The organism is Psychrobacter sp. H26 (assembly GCF_059073035.1).
The window spans coordinates 542,692-560,909 of sequence record NZ_JCACRW010000001.1 but is presented as its reverse complement, the minus strand read 5'-3'; the positions used below and the strand labels follow the sequence as shown (position 1 = coordinate 560,909).

General features: G+C 44.6%; 10 protein-coding genes. 6 read left to right on the top strand and 4 right to left on the bottom strand.

Annotated features, from left to right (window positions below):
- Nucleotides 1–63 precede the first annotated feature (63 nt).
- Together AC5JPT_RS02330 and AC5JPT_RS02325 are read right to left on the bottom strand one after the other, a co-directional pair.
- Nucleotides 64–1,488 carry an aspartate ammonia-lyase gene (locus AC5JPT_RS02330; protein ID WP_493856947.1) on the bottom strand — a complete coding sequence of 475 codons (1,425 nt, stop codon included), beginning with the start codon at nucleotides 1,486–1,488 and terminating at the stop codon, nucleotides 64–66.
- A gap of 532 nt (nucleotides 1,489–2,020) precedes the next feature.
- The gene (locus AC5JPT_RS02325; RefSeq protein ID WP_493853175.1) at nucleotides 2,021–2,884 is read right to left on the bottom strand and encodes a LysR substrate-binding domain-containing protein; all 864 of its coding nucleotides are present in this window, start codon (nucleotides 2,882–2,884) and stop codon (nucleotides 2,021–2,023) included.
- 245 nt (nucleotides 2,885–3,129) lie between these two features.
- On the opposite strand from AC5JPT_RS02325, the gene pqqA reads away from it, so the two are divergent.
- The 6 genes from pqqA to AC5JPT_RS02295 all read left to right on the top strand — a co-directional run bounded on the left by pqqA (nucleotide 3,130) and on the right by AC5JPT_RS02295 (nucleotide 7,498).
- Entirely contained in the window at nucleotides 3,130–3,204 is a 75-nt protein-coding gene (gene pqqA, locus AC5JPT_RS02320; protein ID WP_075107140.1) for a pyrroloquinoline quinone precursor peptide PqqA, read from the top strand.
- A gap of 79 nt (nucleotides 3,205–3,283) precedes the next feature.
- Nucleotides 3,284–4,195, top strand: coding sequence for a pyrroloquinoline quinone biosynthesis protein PqqB (pqqB, locus tag AC5JPT_RS02315; protein ID WP_493851831.1), 912 nt, complete (start codon nucleotides 3,284–3,286; stop codon nucleotides 4,193–4,195).
- 42 nt (nucleotides 4,196–4,237) lie between these two features.
- Nucleotides 4,238–4,996, top strand: coding sequence for a pyrroloquinoline-quinone synthase PqqC (gene pqqC, locus AC5JPT_RS02310; RefSeq protein WP_493843192.1), 759 nt, complete (start codon nucleotides 4,238–4,240; stop codon nucleotides 4,994–4,996).
- On the top strand, nucleotides 4,993–5,289 hold the full coding sequence (gene pqqD / locus AC5JPT_RS02305) for a pyrroloquinoline quinone biosynthesis peptide chaperone PqqD (protein WP_493856946.1): 297 nt from the start codon (nucleotides 4,993–4,995) through the stop codon (nucleotides 5,287–5,289). The genes pqqC and pqqD overlap by 4 nt, the downstream gene beginning before the upstream one ends.
- Nucleotides 5,286–6,443: a pyrroloquinoline quinone biosynthesis protein PqqE gene (gene pqqE / locus AC5JPT_RS02300; protein WP_493856945.1), complete on the top strand. Its 1,158-nt coding sequence runs from the start codon at nucleotides 5,286–5,288 to the stop codon at nucleotides 6,441–6,443. The genes pqqD and pqqE overlap by 4 nt, the downstream gene beginning before the upstream one ends.
- Nucleotides 6,443–7,498 carry a dipeptidase gene (locus tag AC5JPT_RS02295; protein WP_493856944.1) on the top strand — a complete coding sequence of 352 codons (1,056 nt, stop codon included), beginning with the start codon at nucleotides 6,443–6,445 and terminating at the stop codon, nucleotides 7,496–7,498. The genes pqqE and AC5JPT_RS02295 overlap by 1 nt, the downstream gene beginning before the upstream one ends.
- Nucleotides 7,499–7,919: 421 nt before the next feature.
- Here the strand turns inward: AC5JPT_RS02295 and AC5JPT_RS02290 are convergent, their stop codons facing one another.
- Complete coding sequence (locus AC5JPT_RS02290; protein WP_493856943.1) at nucleotides 7,920–11,822, bottom strand: beta strand repeat-containing protein; 3,903 nt, start codon at nucleotides 11,820–11,822, stop codon at nucleotides 7,920–7,922.
- 58 nt (nucleotides 11,823–11,880) lie between these two features.
- A complete protein-coding gene (locus AC5JPT_RS02285; RefSeq protein ID WP_493856942.1) occupies nucleotides 11,881–17,772 on the bottom strand; it encodes a beta strand repeat-containing protein in 5,892 nt (1,963 codons plus the stop codon).
- Nucleotides 17,773–18,218 lie beyond the last annotated feature (446 nt).

Sequence of the window (18,218 nt, the reverse complement as noted above, 5' to 3'; positions counted from 1 at the left end):
CGTTAGCAAACCGTTATCAATACGGTCTTTTACTGATATTACCTATTACTGATATTGTCTGTTTTATAGGCTGCTCACCATAGTATCAGGCGATAAAATAGCGGCTAACGCCTCATCACTGAGTAGTTTTTCTTGTTTGACCAGTTCTGCTACACCTGAGCCACTCAGCAATGCATGTCCTGCAATACGACTGGCATTTTCATAGCCAATATGCGGCACTAGTGCAGTGACAATACCGATACTGTTTTCGACATGCTGTGCGCAGCGCGTTTCATTTGCTGTAATCCCTTGAATACAGCGCTCATCCAACATACGAATCGATTTTTCCAATATACGTGTGTTGTTGAGGAGGTTATAAACAATTAGCGGCTCCATTGCATTTAACTGCAACTGACCTGCTTCTGCGGCCATAGTGATCGTCGTATCTGTCCCCATAACCTGAAATGCCGCTTGGTTCATGGCCTCAGGGATCACAGGATTAACTTTACCTGGCATAATGGATGAGCCAGGCTGCATGGCTGGTAGATTAATCTCTCCAAATCCTGTACGCGGTCCACTCGATAGCAATCGCAAATCATTGCTCAACTTAGACAACTTGATAGACAAGCGTTTGAGCGTACCAGAAAACGCCACAAACGCACCCATATCCGCACTCGCTGCAATGAGGTCTTCGGCTGTCTTTACAGGTAGATCGCTGATCGCAACCAACTCATCAATCGCTACCGCAGCATAACCCTTTGGTGCATTGATACCCGTTCCAATAGCGGTGCCTCCTAAATTCAGCTCACACAGCTGCAGGCAAGCCTGTTCGATTTGTGCGATTTCGCTACCGATATCACTGGCAAAGGCACGGAACTCTTGACCCAATGTCATCGGCACAGCATCTTGTAATTGCGTACGCCCCATCTTTAGAACACCACTGAACGCTTCTGCTTTATCCATTAAACTGCGCTGTAGATTAATGATCGTATCCTTTAGAGGCGCTGCTGCAAATACAATAGCCAAACGCGCGGCACTAGGATAGACGTCATTAGTAGACTGCGAGCGATTGACATCGTTATTGGGATGTAGGTACTCATATTGACCGTACTTCAGCCCCATTTTTGCAAGTCCAATGTTAGCAATCACTTCGTTGGCATTCATGTTTGTGGACGTGCCTGCCCCGCCTTGTATCAAATCAACAATAAACTGCTCATGATACTCACCATTGATGATGTCTGTGCATGCATCGGTGATAGCGCTAAGCTTAGCATCACTGAGCAAGTCATAACGGTGATTGGCTTTGGCAGCCGCTGACTTAACCATAGCCAACGCTCTAATCAACTCAGGAAAATGACTGATTGACACTCCTGTGATATTAAAATTCTGATACGCTCGCTGCGTTTGAATACCATACAAGGCAGTCGCTGGCAAAGCTTGCTTGCCAAGTAGGTCTTTTTCAATACGGGTGGGTGTTTGGTCGTTACTTAGACGTTCAGTATGGTTCATATAGTCGTTCTTCTTATAAGTTAATCAAATAGAAAAGGTGGCAGTATAAAAGTGGCAATATGATTGTTATATGCTGATCATTTGACAGCTAATTGATACCAGTTGCTAAGCATAAAGGACTAGACGAACATGAATATACTCAGCGCCGTGCGCTATAACCGTTAGATCTATAACTAATCAACAACTGCTCTCAATCACATAAAGCAGAGCCATCGTAACGGAGAAGATGTAACAAGAAAAACGTAAACATTCTGCTCTCAGCCCCAAAATTTTTGGTACTCATTGACATAGGTAGCAAATAACATTGTCCTACAAAGAGAACCATCTTATTTACAACTGCTTTAAGAGATTTCTTGGAGGAATAAAGCGTGGAAAATACGTGGCACACAATAAACAGGAAAAGAGTTGTTAGACGCTCTTACTTATAAGAATAAGTGTTCTATGGTTTGAGCATAGCGGATAAAGAAACGCTGTAGGGACAATGGCCATACAGACAACGACTGGCACGAGACTAGATATAAAAAACTGGTTATCACAGACCCAATACTTGCTTTAAGGCAATAATTTGTGGCTGCTGACGGTCTACGTAACGGTAGGCAAGCACCACCTCTCGAGCCAGACTATTATCACCCAAATGATGAATCTGGACTGGTGCCGTACTCCTAATCCATAAACCAGCATACGGAATCAGCGCCACGCCCAAACCAGACTCAACCATTCTGACAATGGCATCAAGATCATTGATCTCCATAATAGTGTTTACTTTGATATCTTGCTGCTTAAAAAACTTACTCAATTTTGCCCCAGAAGAAGACTGCAAACTGTAATGAATAAAAGGGTGTTGCTCAAACGTTTGCTTTAAGCTATGAAAAGGCCATTTTTTTGGTGTGATCAGTACATAAGGCTCAGTCATAATAGACTGAGTAACGATGTCTTTGGGCAAGGTAAAAGCCGGCTGTATCGTAATGGCAGCGTCGATACTCCCTACTGCCAGTTTTTCAAACAACTCTATAGAACGCCCTGGGATGATCTCTGTCTGCATCAGCGGCGCCAATATCGTAATGGCTTTTAGTGCCTCTGGCAAAATACCAACTTGAACTGAGTTGATCGCACCAATTCTAAGCTGACCATAATAGCTGGCAATATCTGTGTCTGAAGGCGACTGCATGGTTGCATAGAGCTGCAATATCTCTTTAGCGATTGGTAGTACCCGTGCCCCTTGCGGATTAAGCGTGACAGCACGAGCAGAGCGAGTAAAGAGCGCCAAACCCAGCGTATCTTCCAGACTTTTTATCTGCGCACTCACAGCGGACTGGGTAAGATTGATGTGCCGAGCAGCCGCTGCAAAACTGTCCAATTCGCAAACTGCAACAAAGGTTTTAAGCTCTCTTATCATTGGTGTCACCGCATGTAGTGTTGATATTTGCTTCAGACTTTTTTTAGGCTCTACGGCTATTATCACTTCTGTACAAAGGCAATAGCAATTGAAGTTAGCGTATAAATGAATACTTCGTTAAGTAGTATAAGCTAACGCTTCATTAACATCTAACAAATTGACAGCAAGGGTTGGCTTATACTACCATTGAAAACTCACTTTATTAATCTTACCTATCACATGTAAGATCGTTTCGGAGTAACCTCATGCAGTGGACTAAACCAGCTTTTCAAGACATCCGTATCGGTTTCGAAATCACTATGTATTTTGAAGCACGCTAAAAACTCATAAACCTGAATACATTAAAAGCCCTAGATGATTAGGGCTTTTACTTTTTTAGCAATTTGGAAATATTGATCTATGTATATTCACGTTTTAGGCTCAGCAGCGGGCGGCGGCTTTCCGCAGTGGAACTGTAACTGCGAAAACTGCCACGGTGTACGCCAAGGCACCATCGACGCACATACCCGTACCCAGTCTTCGATCGCCATCTCAGAAAATGGTACCGATTGGATTTTATTTAACGCATCCCCTGACATTCGCCAGCAGCTATTTGACTTTAAAGCCGCTCAGCCAGCTCGTCATCTAAGAGACACAGGCATCACCGATGTGGTATTGATGGACAGTCAGCTTGACCACACCACGGGGCTATTAACCTTACGTGAAGGCTGCCCCATCTCTGTTTGGTGTACGGACATGGTACATGAAGATCTCAGCACAGGCTTTCCGCTATTTAATATGCTAAAGCACTGGAACGGCGGCCTACAGTACAATCAAATTGACCCAAAACAAAGCTTTCAAATTGACGGTTATAGTAATTTAGAGCTAACACCTTTAGTGATTAGAAGTTCAGCACCGCCGTATTCGCCGCATCGCAATGATCCTCATGATGGCGATAATATCGCGCTGATTGTGAAAGATTTGAAAACACAAAAGCAGCTGTTCTATGCGCCAGGTCTAGGCAAAATTGATGATGAAGTCATGCAAATCATGAAAGCGTCTGATTGCGTAATGATTGACGGTACGCTATGGACAGACAACGAGATGCAAGAGCGCGGCGTTGGCACTAAAACGGGCCAAGACATGGGGCACTTGCACATCAGTGGTGACGATGGCTCGCTGCACTATTTAGATCAGCTCGATAACGCGCGCAAGGTACTCATTCATATCAACAACACCAACCCGATATTGAACGAGCAATCTGAACAAGCGGCGACATTAAAACAGCACGGTGTTGAAGTGGCCTTTGATGGTATGCAGATAGAGCTTTAAGACAAACGGTAAGATAAAGACAGCAATCGCAAGGTAAAAATAATGCAAGAACAAACCGCAGCACTTAGCCCAGAAGCGTTCGAACAAGCGATTATGGCAAAAGGTCAGTATTATCATATCCACCATCCTTTTCATATCATGATGCATGAAGGGCGCGCGACGCAGCAGCAAATCCAAGCGTGGGTCGCCAATCGATTTTATTACCAAATCAATATCCCGCTAAAAGACGCAGCGATTATGGCAAACTGTCCCGATCAGCGCGTGCGTCAAGAGTGGATCCAGCGCATGATTGATCAAGATGGCGTTTATCCTGATGGCGGCGGCCGTGAAGCATGGCTCGGTCTGGCTGAAGCGGTTGGACTGACGCGTGAGCAGGTGATTTCGGAAGAATTGGTTTTGCCCGGTGTACGTTTCGCGGTTGATGCATATGTGAACTTTGCCCGCCGTACGTCATGGCGTGAGGCGGCGAGTAGTTCATTGACCGAGCTGTTTGCGCCGCAGATTCATCAGTCGCGCTTAGAGTCTTGGCCCAAGCACTACCCTTGGATCAAAGAAGAAGGCTATACCTATTTTCGCTCGCGCCTCAGCCAAGCGCGCCGCGATGTTGAGCATGGCCTGACCATTACCCTTGACTCATTCAAGACAGCCGAAGAACAAGAACGCATGCTTGAGATATTACAATTTAAACTCGATATTTTGTGGACGATATTGGATGCCTTAAGTCTCGCTTATGTGCATGACCAAGCGCCTTATCAAAGCGTCACCACTGACCATGTCTGGCATAAAGGATTGTTCAAATGAGTATACCCGCGAGTTTACCTGAGCTGGATCAATCTCTGGTTCCCACATGGCGTCATGGCTATCGCTTTCAGTTTGAGCCAGCGCAAGATGCTTATGTCCTACTCTACCCTGAGGGTATGATCACACTCAATGACAGTGCCAGTATCATTGGACAACATATTGATGGCACAGCATCGGTTGCTGATATTATCAAAAAGGTGAAGGCGATGTTTGGTGATGTACCTGAAATCGAGCAAGACATTATAGAATATATGCTGGTCGCCCAGCGTGAACATTGGATTGACTTAGTATGACTGCACCCGTCGGACTGCCGCTATGGTTACTCGCCGAGTTAACCTATCGCTGCCCCTTACAATGCCCGTATTGTTCCAACCCGATTGACTATGCTCAGTATAAAGACGAGCTGACGACAGCGGAGTGGTTTGATGTGTTTGATCAGGCACGGCAAATGGGCGCGGTACAGCTGGGGTTTTCTGGCGGTGAGCCACTGGTGCGTCAAGACTTAGAAGAAATGGTCGCTTATGCGCATAAGCAAGGTTTTTATACCAACCTTATCACTTCAGGTATGGGACTTACTGAGGCTAGAATCGCGAGCCTAAAAGAAGCAGGTCTACAGCATATCCAGATCAGCTTCCAAGCCAGTGATCCGTCAGTAAACAATGCCTTAGCAGGTTCCAAACATGCTTTTGAGCAAAAGTATGAGATGTCACGTCTAGTCAAGCAGTACGACTATCCGATGGTGCTTAACTTTGTAATTCATCGGCAAAACATCGATCAGATCCATCAGATTATTGATCTCTGCTTAGAGCTAGAAGCCGATACGGTTGAGCTGGCTATCTGTCAGTTTTATGGTTGGGCATTTGAAAACATTGAGGGTTTACTACCGACCAAAGAACAAGTGGTTAGAGCCGAACGCATTACCAATGAATATCGCCAAAAAATCGAAGAACGTGGTATCAAATGCAAACTCATTTTTGTGGTGCCTGATTACTACGAAGAACGGCCAAAACCTTGTATGGATGGCTGGGGAAAGATTTTCTTGACCGTCGCGCCCGATGGCACCGCCCTACCTTGTCATGCTGCCAGACAGATGCCCATGTCCTTTCCCAATGTAAGACAAACGCCATTAAAAGAAATCTGGTATGACTCAGACAGCTTTAATCACTTTCGCGGTGATGAATGGATGCCTGACATCTGCCAAAGCTGCCCCGACAAAGAGCGCGATTATGGCGGCTGCCGTTGCCAAGCGTTTATGCTGACAGGCGATGCCAAAAACGCCGATCCTGTGTGCGGCAAATCGCCATATCACTACCTGATAGAGGAAGCACGTGTTAATAGCGAGACGCCAACTCCGTTTGAAGAGCTGCGCTTTAGGAACCCTAAAAATTCTAAGCGGTTAAGTATGAGTCAAGAGCAACTCATTCCCACGCGTACGGTCACGGATTAATGATGAATAACCAGCCCATAATTTTTGACGGTCATAATGATCTATTAACCCGCCTTTGGCTAAGCTCGGCTGATGACCCCGTGCATGATTTTATTTATGGCATACTACCGGGACATTTAGATCTAGCTCGCTGTCAAAAAGCAGGATGGATGGGCGGCTTGTTTTCTATCTTTTTGCCGCCCTACGCTTATGTAAAAAACAACCATCCTGATAAGTTATCCAACCCATCAAACTCAGACTTCACTCCGCAAGAAATCGTTGATATTTGCTGTGCGCAATTGGCGCTTGCCCAGCAATTGCAGGCGCGATCAGATGGTCAGATTCAGATCTGTACGTCGGTGGCGCAAATTCAAGCCTGTCAACAGAACCAGCAACTGGCTATCGTTTTACATCTTGAAGGTGCTGAGTTTTTAGCTATTGAGCCTGATTTGCTGGATGTCTTTTATGAGGCAGGCCTTAGAAGTATTGGCCCACTATGGAATAGAAAAAGCCTATTCGGTGATGGTTTAAATGCGTCTTTTCCGCACTCTCCAAATACCGGCTCTGGTCTAACCTGCGAAGGCAAGGACCTTATTTTGGCCTGCCGTGATAAGCATATGCTGATTGATGTGTCCCATATGAATGAACGCGCGTTTTGGGATACGCTAGAGATTGCGGATCAGCCCATTGTTGCAACCCACTCCAATGCGCACGCCTTATGTCCGCAAGCAAGAAACCTGACTGATCGACAACTGGCTGCCATCAAGCAAAATGGCGGTCTAGTTGGGGTGAACTTCGATGTGGCATTTTTGCGTGCGGATGGGCAGCGAGATACGCAGACCTCCCTTAATGTGATTGTAGATCATCTTGCTTACTTGATTGACCATTTGGGCGAAGATCATGTTGGCTTTGGCTCTGATTTTGATGGTTGTCTATTGCCGGATGAATTGTCTGATATCAGTCAAATCGCCAAACTGATTGAGCGGATGCAGCAGCGGCACTTCTCTGATGCGCTTATTGAAAAAATCACGTCAGAAAATTGGTTTGCTGTGTTAGATAAGATATGGAAGAAGTAAGCTAGATGAGTTTTACGAAAAATGGTAGCAGTAGGACTAGATAGCAAATATTTTTCAGTAAATAGTAATATAGTTAAGAGCGATGTAAAAACACTCAATATTGTTATCTAAAACGTTTTTAAGACAGCCATAAAGGGAGTCTATCTATAAGCATCAATTCCCTAGAAGCCTATAATTGACTACTTGCATTGACTACTTGTAAAAACCAGTACATATCTAAGATGAAATAATGGCTATCAGAACAAAGTAGGCGGCACTTGATGGTTAGTATCTACACGAATGAAAAAGACTGAGTCCTACAAATTGTAGAACTCAGTCTTTGAAGTAAAATAGCACACTCCACTTAAGCTTAACCGTCGTTATGTATTTTACATAATTAATTGCTAGGCTCTATGCTAGCTCTAATCAATGAAGATAACTATTAATTAATAAGGAAAGAAACCCCTAAATTACCACCTTGTTCATCGCTGTTGCCGCCGAAAGCACTATTGAACCCAAATTTACCATCTACTGTTGTGTAGTTAACGCCTAGCGCGTAACCAGTTTCACCCGACCAGGTGCCACCTGCTAAACCAACACTGAACTTACCTGGTACAGTTGAATATTTAAGACCAGCAAATGCTAATGATGAGGCTAACCCTTTGTTTTGACGATCTTCTAATGAGTTAATCTCACGATCTGTATAGCCAAATGCTGCAGCTTGACTTTGGAATAATTGACCACCGTTCACAGCGTCAGTTGATGACGCAGAGACTTCGCCCGCTGCTACATTCCTTACAACATTATTGCCCATACTAACTGTAGCACCTCTACTAGCAATAAGTGACTCTGACACTTCTAGCGTTTGTGTACTAATGTCATCAGGTCTAAAAGTATTTGTTAGAACCAATTCATTAGCAGTCACACTACCTGCTACTGATAAATTACCTGTAGTACTGATGTCACCAGTATTAACAATACCATTAGTAGTCGTGGTACCTGTTGCTGTCAAGTTGGTAGTAGTCAGACTATCCGTATTGATAGCGCCTGTGTTAGCAATACCATTTGTAGTTGTTTGACCGGCAACACTTAATGTATTACCTAGTGTAGCTGCGCCAGTATTCGTTAGTGTGCCTGTGTTGGTAATGTCACCATCGTTAGCCAAAATACCTGTATTATCAAGACCATTTGTAGTGATGGTACCTGTTGCTGTCAGGTTGGCCGTAGTCAAACTGTCCGTACTGATAGCACCGGTATTGTCTAAACCATTAGTACTAGATTGACCGGCTACGCTCAATGTATCTTCTAAGGTTGTTGCGCCTGTGTTGGTCAGGGTACCTGAGTTAGTCAAGTTGCCTGTGTTAGCCAAAAGACCGGTATTGTCTAAACCATTAGTACTAGATTGACCGGCTACGCTCAATGTATCTTCTAAGGTTGTTGCGCCTGTGTTGGTCAGGGTACCTGAGTTAGTTAAGTTGCCGGTGTTAGCCAAAAGACCGGTATTGTCTAAACCATTAGTACTAGATTGACCGGCTACGCTCAATGTATCTTCTAAGGTTGTTGCGCCTGTGTTGGTCAGGGTACCTGAGTTAGTCAAGTTGCCGGTGTTAGCCAAAAGACCGGTATTGTCTAAACCATTAGTACTAGATTGACCGGCTACGCTCAATGTATCTTCTAAGGTTGTTGCGCCTGTGTTGGTCAGGGTACCTGAGTTAGTCAAGTTGCCGGTGTTAGCCAAAAGACCGGTATTGTCTAAACCATTAGTACTAGATTGACCGGCTACGCTCAATGTATCTTCTAAGGTTGTTGCGCCTGTGTTGGTCAGGGTACCTGAGTTAGTCAAGTTGCCGGTGTTAGCCAAAAGACCGGTATTGTCTAAACCATTAGTACTAGATTGACCGGCTACGCTCAATGTATCTTCTAAGGTTGTTGCGCCTGTGTTGGTCAGGGTACCTGAGTTAGTCAAGTTGCCGGTGTTAGCCAAAAGACCGGTATTGTCTAAACCATTAGTACTAGATTGACCGGCTACGCTCAATGTATCTTCTAAGGTAGTCGCGCCTGTGTTGGTCAGGGTGCCTGAGTTAGTTAAGTTGCCGGTGTTAGCCAAAAGACCGGTATTGTCTAAACCATTAGTACTAGATTGACCGGCTACGCTCAATGTATCTTCTAAGGTAGTCGCGCCTGTGTTGGTCAGGGTGCCTGAGTTAGTTAAGTTGCCGGTGTTAGCCAAAAGACCGGTATTGTCTAAACCATTAGTACTAGATTGACCAGCTACGCTCAATGTATCTTCTAAGGTTGTTGCGCCTGTGTTGGTCAGGGTACCTGAGTTAGTTAAGTTGCCTGTGTTAGCCAAAAGACCGGTATTGTCTAAACCATTAGTACTAGATTGACCGGCTACGCTCAATGTATCTTCTAAGGTTGTTGCGCCTGTGTTGGTCAGGGTACCTGAGTTAGTCAAGTTGCCGGTGTTAGCCAAAAGACCGGTATTGTCTAAACCATTAGTACTAGATTGACCGGCTACGCTCAATGTATCTTCTAAGGTTGTTGCGCCTGTGTTGGTCAGGGTACCTGAGTTAGTCAAGTTGCCTGTGTTAGCCAAAAGACCGGTATTGTCTAAACCATTAGTACTAGATTGACCGGCTACGCTCAATGTATCTTCTAAGGTTGTTGCGCCTGTGTTGGTCAGGGTACCTGAGTTAGTCAAGTTGCCGGTGTTAGCCAAAAGACCGGTATTGTCTAAACCATTAGTACTAGATTGACCGGCTACGCTCAATGTATCTTCTAAGGTTGTTGCGCCTGTGTTGGTCAGGGTACCTGAGTTAGTCAAGTTGCCGGTGTTAGCCAAAAGACCGGTATTGTCTAAACCATTAGTACTAGATTGACCGGCTACGCTCAATGTATCTTCTAAGGTTGTTGCGCCTGTGTTGGTCAGGGTACCTGAGTTAGTCAAGTTGCCGGTGTTAGCCAAAAGACCGGTATTGTCTAAACCATTAGTACTAGATTGACCGGCTACGCTCAATGTATCTTCTAAGGTAGTCGCGCCTGTGTTGGTCAGGGTGCCTGAGTTAGTTAAGTTGCCGGTGTTAGCCAAAAGACCGGTATTGTCTAAACCATTAGTACTAGATTGACCGGCTACGCTCAATGTATCTTCTAAGGTAGTCGCGCCTGTGTTGGTCAGGGTGCCTGAGTTAGTCAAGTTGCCTGTGTTAGCCAAAAGACCGGTATTGTCTAAACCATTAGTACTAGATTGACCGGCTACGCTCAATGTATCTTCTAAGGTAGTCGCGCCTGTGTTGGTCAGGGTGCCTGAGTTAGTTAAGTTGCCGGTGTTAGCCAAAAGACCGGTATTGTCTAAACCATTAGTACTAGATTGACCGGCAACATCTAGTGTGCTCTCTAAAGTAGTCGCATTTTGAACTGCTAGTGTACCATTTAGATCCGTTGCACCATTATTGGTTAAAAGACCTGTGTTGGTGACACCATTTGTGGTCGTTTGACCAGTAACGTCTAGTGTGCTCTCTAAAGTAGTCGCGTCTTGAACTGCTAGTATACCATTTAGATCTGTTGCACCATTATTGGTTAAAAGACCTGTGTTGGTGACACCACTTGTGGTCGTTTGACCAGTCGCATTAAGGGTATTAGTGCCAATATTACCAGTATTTGTAATATTACCTGTGTTGGCAATACCGTTTGTCGTCGTTTGACCTGTAACGCCTAGCGTACCATTTAGTTGACTTGCACCATTGTTAGTTAAAAGACCTGTGTTGGTGACGCCATTTGTGGTCGTTTGACCAGTCGCATTAAGGGTATTAGTGCCAATATTACCAGTATTTGTAATATTACCTGTGTTGGCAATACCGCTTGTCGTTGTTTGACCTGTAACACCTAGCGTACCATTTAGTTGACTTGCACCATTGTTGGTTAAAAGACCTGCGTTGGTAACACCATTTGTAGTCGTTTGACCAGTCGCATTGAGGGTATTAGTGCCAATATTGCCAGTATTTGTAATATTGCCAGTATTTGTAATGCCGTTGGTCGTCGTCGTACCAGTCGTAGTAATGGTACCTGTACTTATATTACCAGTGTTAGTAATACCGTTTGTCGTCGTTGTACCTGTTATTGTAGCTGGACCTGCTACCGATAGAGAACCACCATTGCTACCATTTGCAATAATTAAATCCGAGTTTAAAGTAGAACTGGTAGCACAGTTTACTGTCTCCGCTCCACCTGCTCCACATTGTACTACGCCCGGAGTACCAGCTGCCATAACTGGTGATACAAACAATGCACCTGTCGCGGTGGTAATTGCTATAGCCAAAAGCTTGCGCTGAAAGTTGGTTTGCATAATATTTCCTCTCTGAATAATTTAATTAAATACTAAACTGTGGTGTTGAAAGAACGTGTTATCGACCTATCGCGAAAGCAAGCCCACCTTGATATAGAATGTCGTCGCTTCCAGCATATGCAAATCCTCCTGTTATCTTATAGTTACTTTCCTTACTCAGATATGTCATCCCAAGTGCCATAGCTGTGTTACCCTTGAAACTTCCTACTCCAACCATACCTGCTAGCTGACCAGGTCTAGCTACCGCATCTGAGCCGTTAGACAACGCCGCTGACATTGCGATACCTTTATAGGCGATCTCATCACCTTGTCTGCTGTACTCATAAACTTTTGATAACTGTCCGACATTGACAGCATCGTTATAATTAATTCCTGGAGATACGTTGGTTATTCTAGTATTAGCAGCATTTATGCCATTACTAGACATGCTAGGACCATTGTTCACTCGAATACTATTCAACTGAATATCATTACTTAGTCCTACACTAATGCCATCCCCTGTCGTCTGAACAGACAGATTTTGGTTGGTACTCTTTATTGCAACTGTGTCACCTAACTGGTAAGTATTGCTACTATTGCCATCACTAAACGTCACTCCTTGAGCGATCTTAGTAGTATTCTGCTGGACGGCTGAACCCAGATTAGCAACGTTAGCATCAGTACTTACCAAGTCACTTTTGTTTTTGGCAATCGCTGTATTTGCAGTTACTAAGCTTTCGGTATTCTCTGTAATCGCTGTATTTGCTGCCATTAATCCTTCGGCATTCTCTGCAATAGCGATATTGGCCGTTGTTAGATTGTTAGCATTCTCTGTAATCGCTGTATTTGCTGCCATTAATCCTTCGGCATTTTCTGTAATAGCGATATTGGCCGTTGTTAGATTGTTAGCATTCTCTGTAATCGCTGTATTTGCTGCCATTAATCCTTCGGCATTCTCTGCAATAGCGACATTGGCCGTTGTTAGATTATTAGCATTCTCTGTAATCGCTGTATTTGCTGCCATTAATCCTTCAGCGTTTTGTGAAATAGCGATATTGGCCGTTGTTAGATTGTTAGCATTCTCTGTAATCGCTGTATTTGCTACCATTAATCCTTCGGCATTCTCTGCAATAGCGACATTGGCCGTTGTTAGATTATTAGCATTCTCTGTAATCGCTGTATTTGCTGCCATTAATCCTTCAGCGTTTTGTGAAATACTACTGATGTTCCTAGTTATCTGACTATTAGCAGTAGATAGACTCTGACCGTATTTCAAAATATCATCCGTGTTTTTTGAAATTTTGGTATTGGCAACAACAAGATCTGTTGCATTTTGCGAGATATTATTGTTGTTTTGAGTTATTTGGCTACTCGCTAACGCTAAGTTTTGAGTGTTTTGCAGGATATTATTGGTGTTGTTTGAAATTTTGGTATTGGCATTTGCTAAATCGTTTGTGTTTTTTAAAACATTTGATTCAACGACAATCAACTTTCCTGAATTTTCTGCAATGGCAACTGTATTTTCAGAAATTAAATTATTAGCTGTAACCAAATCACCAGTGTTTTTTGCAATCGCTGCATTAGCAATAATTAACGCACTTTCATTATTGGACACACTTCTGTTAGTGTTGCCCAAAGCAGTGGAGTAATTAGCAATCGCATTAGTGTTTTGAGAAATAGCATTATTAGCTGTCAATAAATCGGCAGTATTTTTAGAAGTTGAGGCTTTAACATTGACTAAATCAGTCTTATTAGTTGCAATATTTGACGTATTCTGAGAAATAAGATTATTCGCTGTGGTCAACGCAGTCCTGTTCTCATTAATTTCAACTTTCGCAGCGGTAATGTCACTCTGATTCTGAGTAGCCATATCTCTGTTTAGTGAGACATTTTTAGCCACAGAATACAATTGGCTGCCATTGATAGCATCTGAAGAGGTTTGCGAGATTTCACCAGCGGCTAGGTTTTGAATTCTTCGCTCGTCATTGGCTGACCCGACTGAGATGACACCATTTGCAGTACTTGCTGCAAAATTGCTGTAGTCGACGCTACCTATTACTGTGTTTATTACTCTGCCAGTATTGCCAGCAGTCGTTGTACTACCTTGTTGTCCATCACTCTGCAACAATTGTGTTCCTACTTTATCGCCAGTAGTGGCAATTGTATTGCTACCCAAATAAACCGAGTTTGTAACCGTATCACCTACTGGAATGGCATTACCAAAGCTATCAGTTTGTCCTGAGTTATTGATGTTGGAGCCTAGAACAAACGTATTACTAGAGGTAATAAGATTATTATTTCCAAGTGCGTGACTGTCTGATATATCATTTGCTGCTCTGATAGTGCTTGGGCTTGTAGCTCTTATAATATTAGACTGCCCAATAGTAGAGGATCCTTCTGCCTCAACGATGTTATTAGAACCGATCGATAGAGCCCTACTCGCCAAAGATTTATTCGATGAACCTATAGACAACGAATCGATACCACTCGCAATAGCACTACTCCCTAACGCTGTGGCACTATCTTGGGTAGCTTGTGCATTTTGTCCATTAGCCGTACTGTTTGAGCCTGTTGCTATTGAGTTTGCACCCGTTGCTGTGCTGTTTAGACCTGACGCTACGCTATCATAACCTGCTGCTGTTGCACGATCTGCTGTTGCTTCACTTTGTGCACCACTTGCGGTTGTGCCAAACCCAGAAGCAATTGCTCTACTGCCTGAAGTAGTCGCATAAGCACCTGATGCTGTGGTCTCAAAGCCTGTTGTGGTAGCTTCTAGACCAGTCGCCCTGCTATTGACACCCATTGCGGTTGTGTTATCAGCAGTGGCTTGTGCATTTTGTCCATTAGCCGTGCTGTTTACACCTGTCGCTCTACTGCTTGCACCCATGGCTGTTGTGCTTACGGCCGTTGCTTGTGCGTTTTGTCCGGTTGCTGTGCTGTTTTGACCAGTTGCGAGTGAGTTTGCACCGGTTGCTGTACTGTTATTGGCTGAGGCCACACTGTCATAACCTGCTGCTGTTGCGCGATCTGCTATCGCTTCACTTTGTGCACCACTTGCGGTTGTGCCAAACCCAGAAGCAATTGCTCTACTGCCTGAAGTAGTCGCATAAGCACCTGATGCTGTGGTTTCAAAACCGGTTGCGGTGGCTTCTAGACCCGTCGCTTTACCTCTAACGCCCGTTGCGGTGGTGTTTATATTGTCTGCCAATGAATCTTGGCCAATTGCCGTGCTGTTTACACCTGTCGCTCTACTGCTTGCACCCATGGCTGTTGTGCTTACGGCCGTTGCTTGTGCGTTTTGTCCGGTTGCTGTGCTGTTTTGACCAGTTGCGAGTGAGTTTGCACCGGTTGCTGTACTGTTATTGGCTGAGGCCACACTGTCATAACCTGCTGCTGTTGCGCGATCTGCTATCGCTTCACTTTGTGCACCACCTGCGGTTGTACCAAACCCAGAAGCAATTGCTCTACTGCCTGAAGTAGTCGCATAAGCACCTGATGCTGTGGTTTCAAAACCGGTTGCGGTGGCTTCTAGACCCGTCGCTTTACCTCTAACGCCCGTTGCGGTGGTGTTTATATTGTCTGCCAATGAATCTTGGCCAATTGCCGTGCTGTTTACACCTGTCGCTCTACTGCTTGCACCCATGGCTGTTGTGCTTACGGCCGTTGCTTGTGCGTTTTGTCCGGTTGCTGTGCTGTTTTGACCAGTTGCGAGTGAGTTTGCACCGGTTGCTGTACTGTTATTGGCTGAGGCCACACTGTCATAACCTGCTGCTGTTGCGCGATCTGCTATCGCTTCACTTTGTGCACCACTTGCGGTTGTGCCAAACCCAGAAGCAATTGCTCTACTGCCTGAAGTAGTCGCATAAGCACCTGATGCTGTGGTTTCAAAACCGGTTGCGGTGGCTTCTATACCTTGCGCTGTACTATTGACACCAGTTGCGATTGTATTAACGGCGGTGGCTTTCGCATTGCGACCTGATGCTGTTGCATTCGCTTGGGTGGCTTGTGCGTTTTGTCCGGTTGCTGTGCTGTTTAGACCAGTTGCGAGTGAGTTTGCACCGGTTGCTGTACTGTTATTGGCTAAGGCCACACTGTCATAACCTGCTGCTGTTGCGCGATCTGCTATCGCTTCACTTTGTGCACCACTTGCGGTTGTGCCAAACCCAGAAGCAATTGCTCTACTACCTGAAGTAGTCGCATAAGCACCTGATGCTGTAGTTTCAAAGCCGGTTGCAGTGGCTTCTATACCTTGCGCTGTACTATTGACACCAGTTGCGATTGTATTGACGGCGGTGGCTTTCGCATTGCGACCTAACGCTGTTGCATTCGCTTGGGTGGCTTGTGCGTTTTGTCCGGTTGCTGTGCTGTTTAGACCAGTTGCGCTACTGCTCACACCGGTTGCAGTTGTGTTCAGTTTGTCGGCTAATGCACCTTGTCCAAGTGCCGTTGCATTCTCTGCAATAGCTTGTGCATTTTGTCCGGTTGCTGTGCTGCTTAGACCCGTTGCTCTACTGCTTACACCTGTTGCTGTGCTGCTTGTATTGGTAGCTTGCGCATCCTGTCCATTAGCCGTACTATCCGTACCCGTCGCTCTACTGCTCACACCCATTGCCGTTGTATTCGTATTGGTGGCTTGCGCATCCTGTCCATTAGCCGTACTATCCGTACCCGTCGCTCTACTGCTCACGCCCATTGCCGTTGTATTTGTATTGGTGGCTTGCGCATCCTGTCCATTAGCCGTACTATCCGTACCCGTCGCTCTACTGCTCACACCCATTGCCGTTGTATTCGTATTGGTGGCTTGCGCATCCTGTCCATTAGCCGTACTATCCGTACCCGTCGCTCTACTGCTCACGCCCATTGCCGTTGTATTTGTATTGGTGGCTTGCGCATCCTGTCCATTAGCCGTACTATCCGTACCCGTCGCTCTACTGTTCATACCTGTTGCTGTAGTATTCAGCTGGTTAGCTAATGCGCCTTGTCCAACAGCTGTACTGTTCTCTCCTATCGCTCTACTACTTGCACCCGTTGCGGTGGCGTTGTTTTCAGTTGCCTGAGCATCTCGTCCAATTGCAGTACTGTTTTCGCCTGTCGCTTGAGACTGTCCACCATAACTACTTGAATTTAATCCACTAGCTACGGCGGTTTCCCCAATAGCCGTACTATTCAAGGCTGTTGCTCTAGCACTGTTTCCGATCGCAATAGCAGTACGGTTTGATGCTGTGGCTAAGTTTCCATCACCTGCTCCTGTAATTTGTCCACCACCAATAGCTACGCCGGGTTGTAGGTTGCCGTTTCCATCAGGACCTAATGATATTGTTCTATTGCCTTGCGCATCACTAACGACGACATTTGCACCTTCTGTCACCTCTACATCACCGACAAACTCTTGCCCACATGATGGTGCATCAGCAGCTTGGGCATCTAGTTCCAATGCACCAAACCCCAGTGCAATATTAGCTGCTTGAGTCGCTAGTGACCCAACGATCAGAACGGAACCTCCAGCCCCTGCACCAAAAGGTGCCGCTTGTATTGCTTCACCAGCTGCTTCTATGGCTATTGCCGCTATATCGACACCTAGCTGTGTATATTCTATAGCACGAATATCATTTTCAATTGTTTCTGAACAGGTCCTACCACTCACAGGCGCTGATGTTAAATTTCCATTACCCCCAGATGATGGAGGCGGCGCATTTGGATCTGGCACAGTTGGTCCAGGTGGAACAACTGGTGTTGCTGGTGGATTATCTCTAAGATCTCTTAATTCTTGTATGAAAGGCTCATTGGCACCGATTCGATTACTGTTATCGATACTTCGATCACGATTACTGACAATAACTTGGCCTTCATCACCATACGTATAAGTATCATCACCAGGAGCTAGTGCATATGAGGGAAAGCTCACTGCACTCATAGCGATTATGAGTGCCGTTTTTTGTAGTGTAGGTTTTTTGGTAGTGGTCTTTATCATAAGTCATACTCTTTTTTTAAATAAAAATTCATTACAACACGCAGTAAAAATGTGCTTGAAACTATAAATAAATTTCGAGTTTTACCCATGTCTGATAGATACTACATACAAAAGGCTTGCAAGAAGTGAGACAGCTATATAAAAAATGTTAAAAATCCATACCGCAAAATTAGTTTATATACAATACCGTTTGTCATATAAAAATAACCGTTCATACCACTAAAATGACCGTTCGTCGCTTACACAATTTATAACATAAAATTAATTACAGTTGTATATTTGTAATTAATAGCTACTACTTTGTAAGAGTATTATTGTTTCGCAATTATTGCAAGGATATATTTATAAAATGATATAAATAGACAACCAAGTGATTCTATATACCAACAATCCTATTTAAATCACTGGTTAAGCTATGTATTGTTTATTTTTATAAAAATGCCTAT

Coding starts and splice junctions, on each gene's coding strand:
- AC5JPT_RS02290 (WP_493856943.1), bottom strand. CDS start 11,822: ATGCAAACCAACTTTCAGCGCAAGCTTTTGGCTATAGCAATTACCACC.
- AC5JPT_RS02295 (WP_493856944.1), top strand. CDS start 6,443: ATGATGAATAACCAGCCCATAATTTTTGACGGTCATAATGATCTATTA.
- AC5JPT_RS02330 (WP_493856947.1), bottom strand. CDS start 1,488: ATGAACCATACTGAACGTCTAAGTAACGACCAAACACCCACCCGTATT.
- pqqB (WP_493851831.1), top strand. CDS start 3,284: ATGTATATTCACGTTTTAGGCTCAGCAGCGGGCGGCGGCTTTCCGCAG.
- AC5JPT_RS02285 (WP_493856942.1), bottom strand. CDS start 17,772: ATGATAAAGACCACTACCAAAAAACCTACACTACAAAAAACGGCACTC.
- pqqD (WP_493856946.1), top strand. CDS start 4,993: ATGAGTATACCCGCGAGTTTACCTGAGCTGGATCAATCTCTGGTTCCC.
- pqqE (WP_493856945.1), top strand. CDS start 5,286: ATGACTGCACCCGTCGGACTGCCGCTATGGTTACTCGCCGAGTTAACC.
- pqqC (WP_493843192.1), top strand. CDS start 4,238: ATGCAAGAACAAACCGCAGCACTTAGCCCAGAAGCGTTCGAACAAGCG.
- AC5JPT_RS02325 (WP_493853175.1), bottom strand. CDS start 2,884: ATGATAAGAGAGCTTAAAACCTTTGTTGCAGTTTGCGAATTGGACAGT.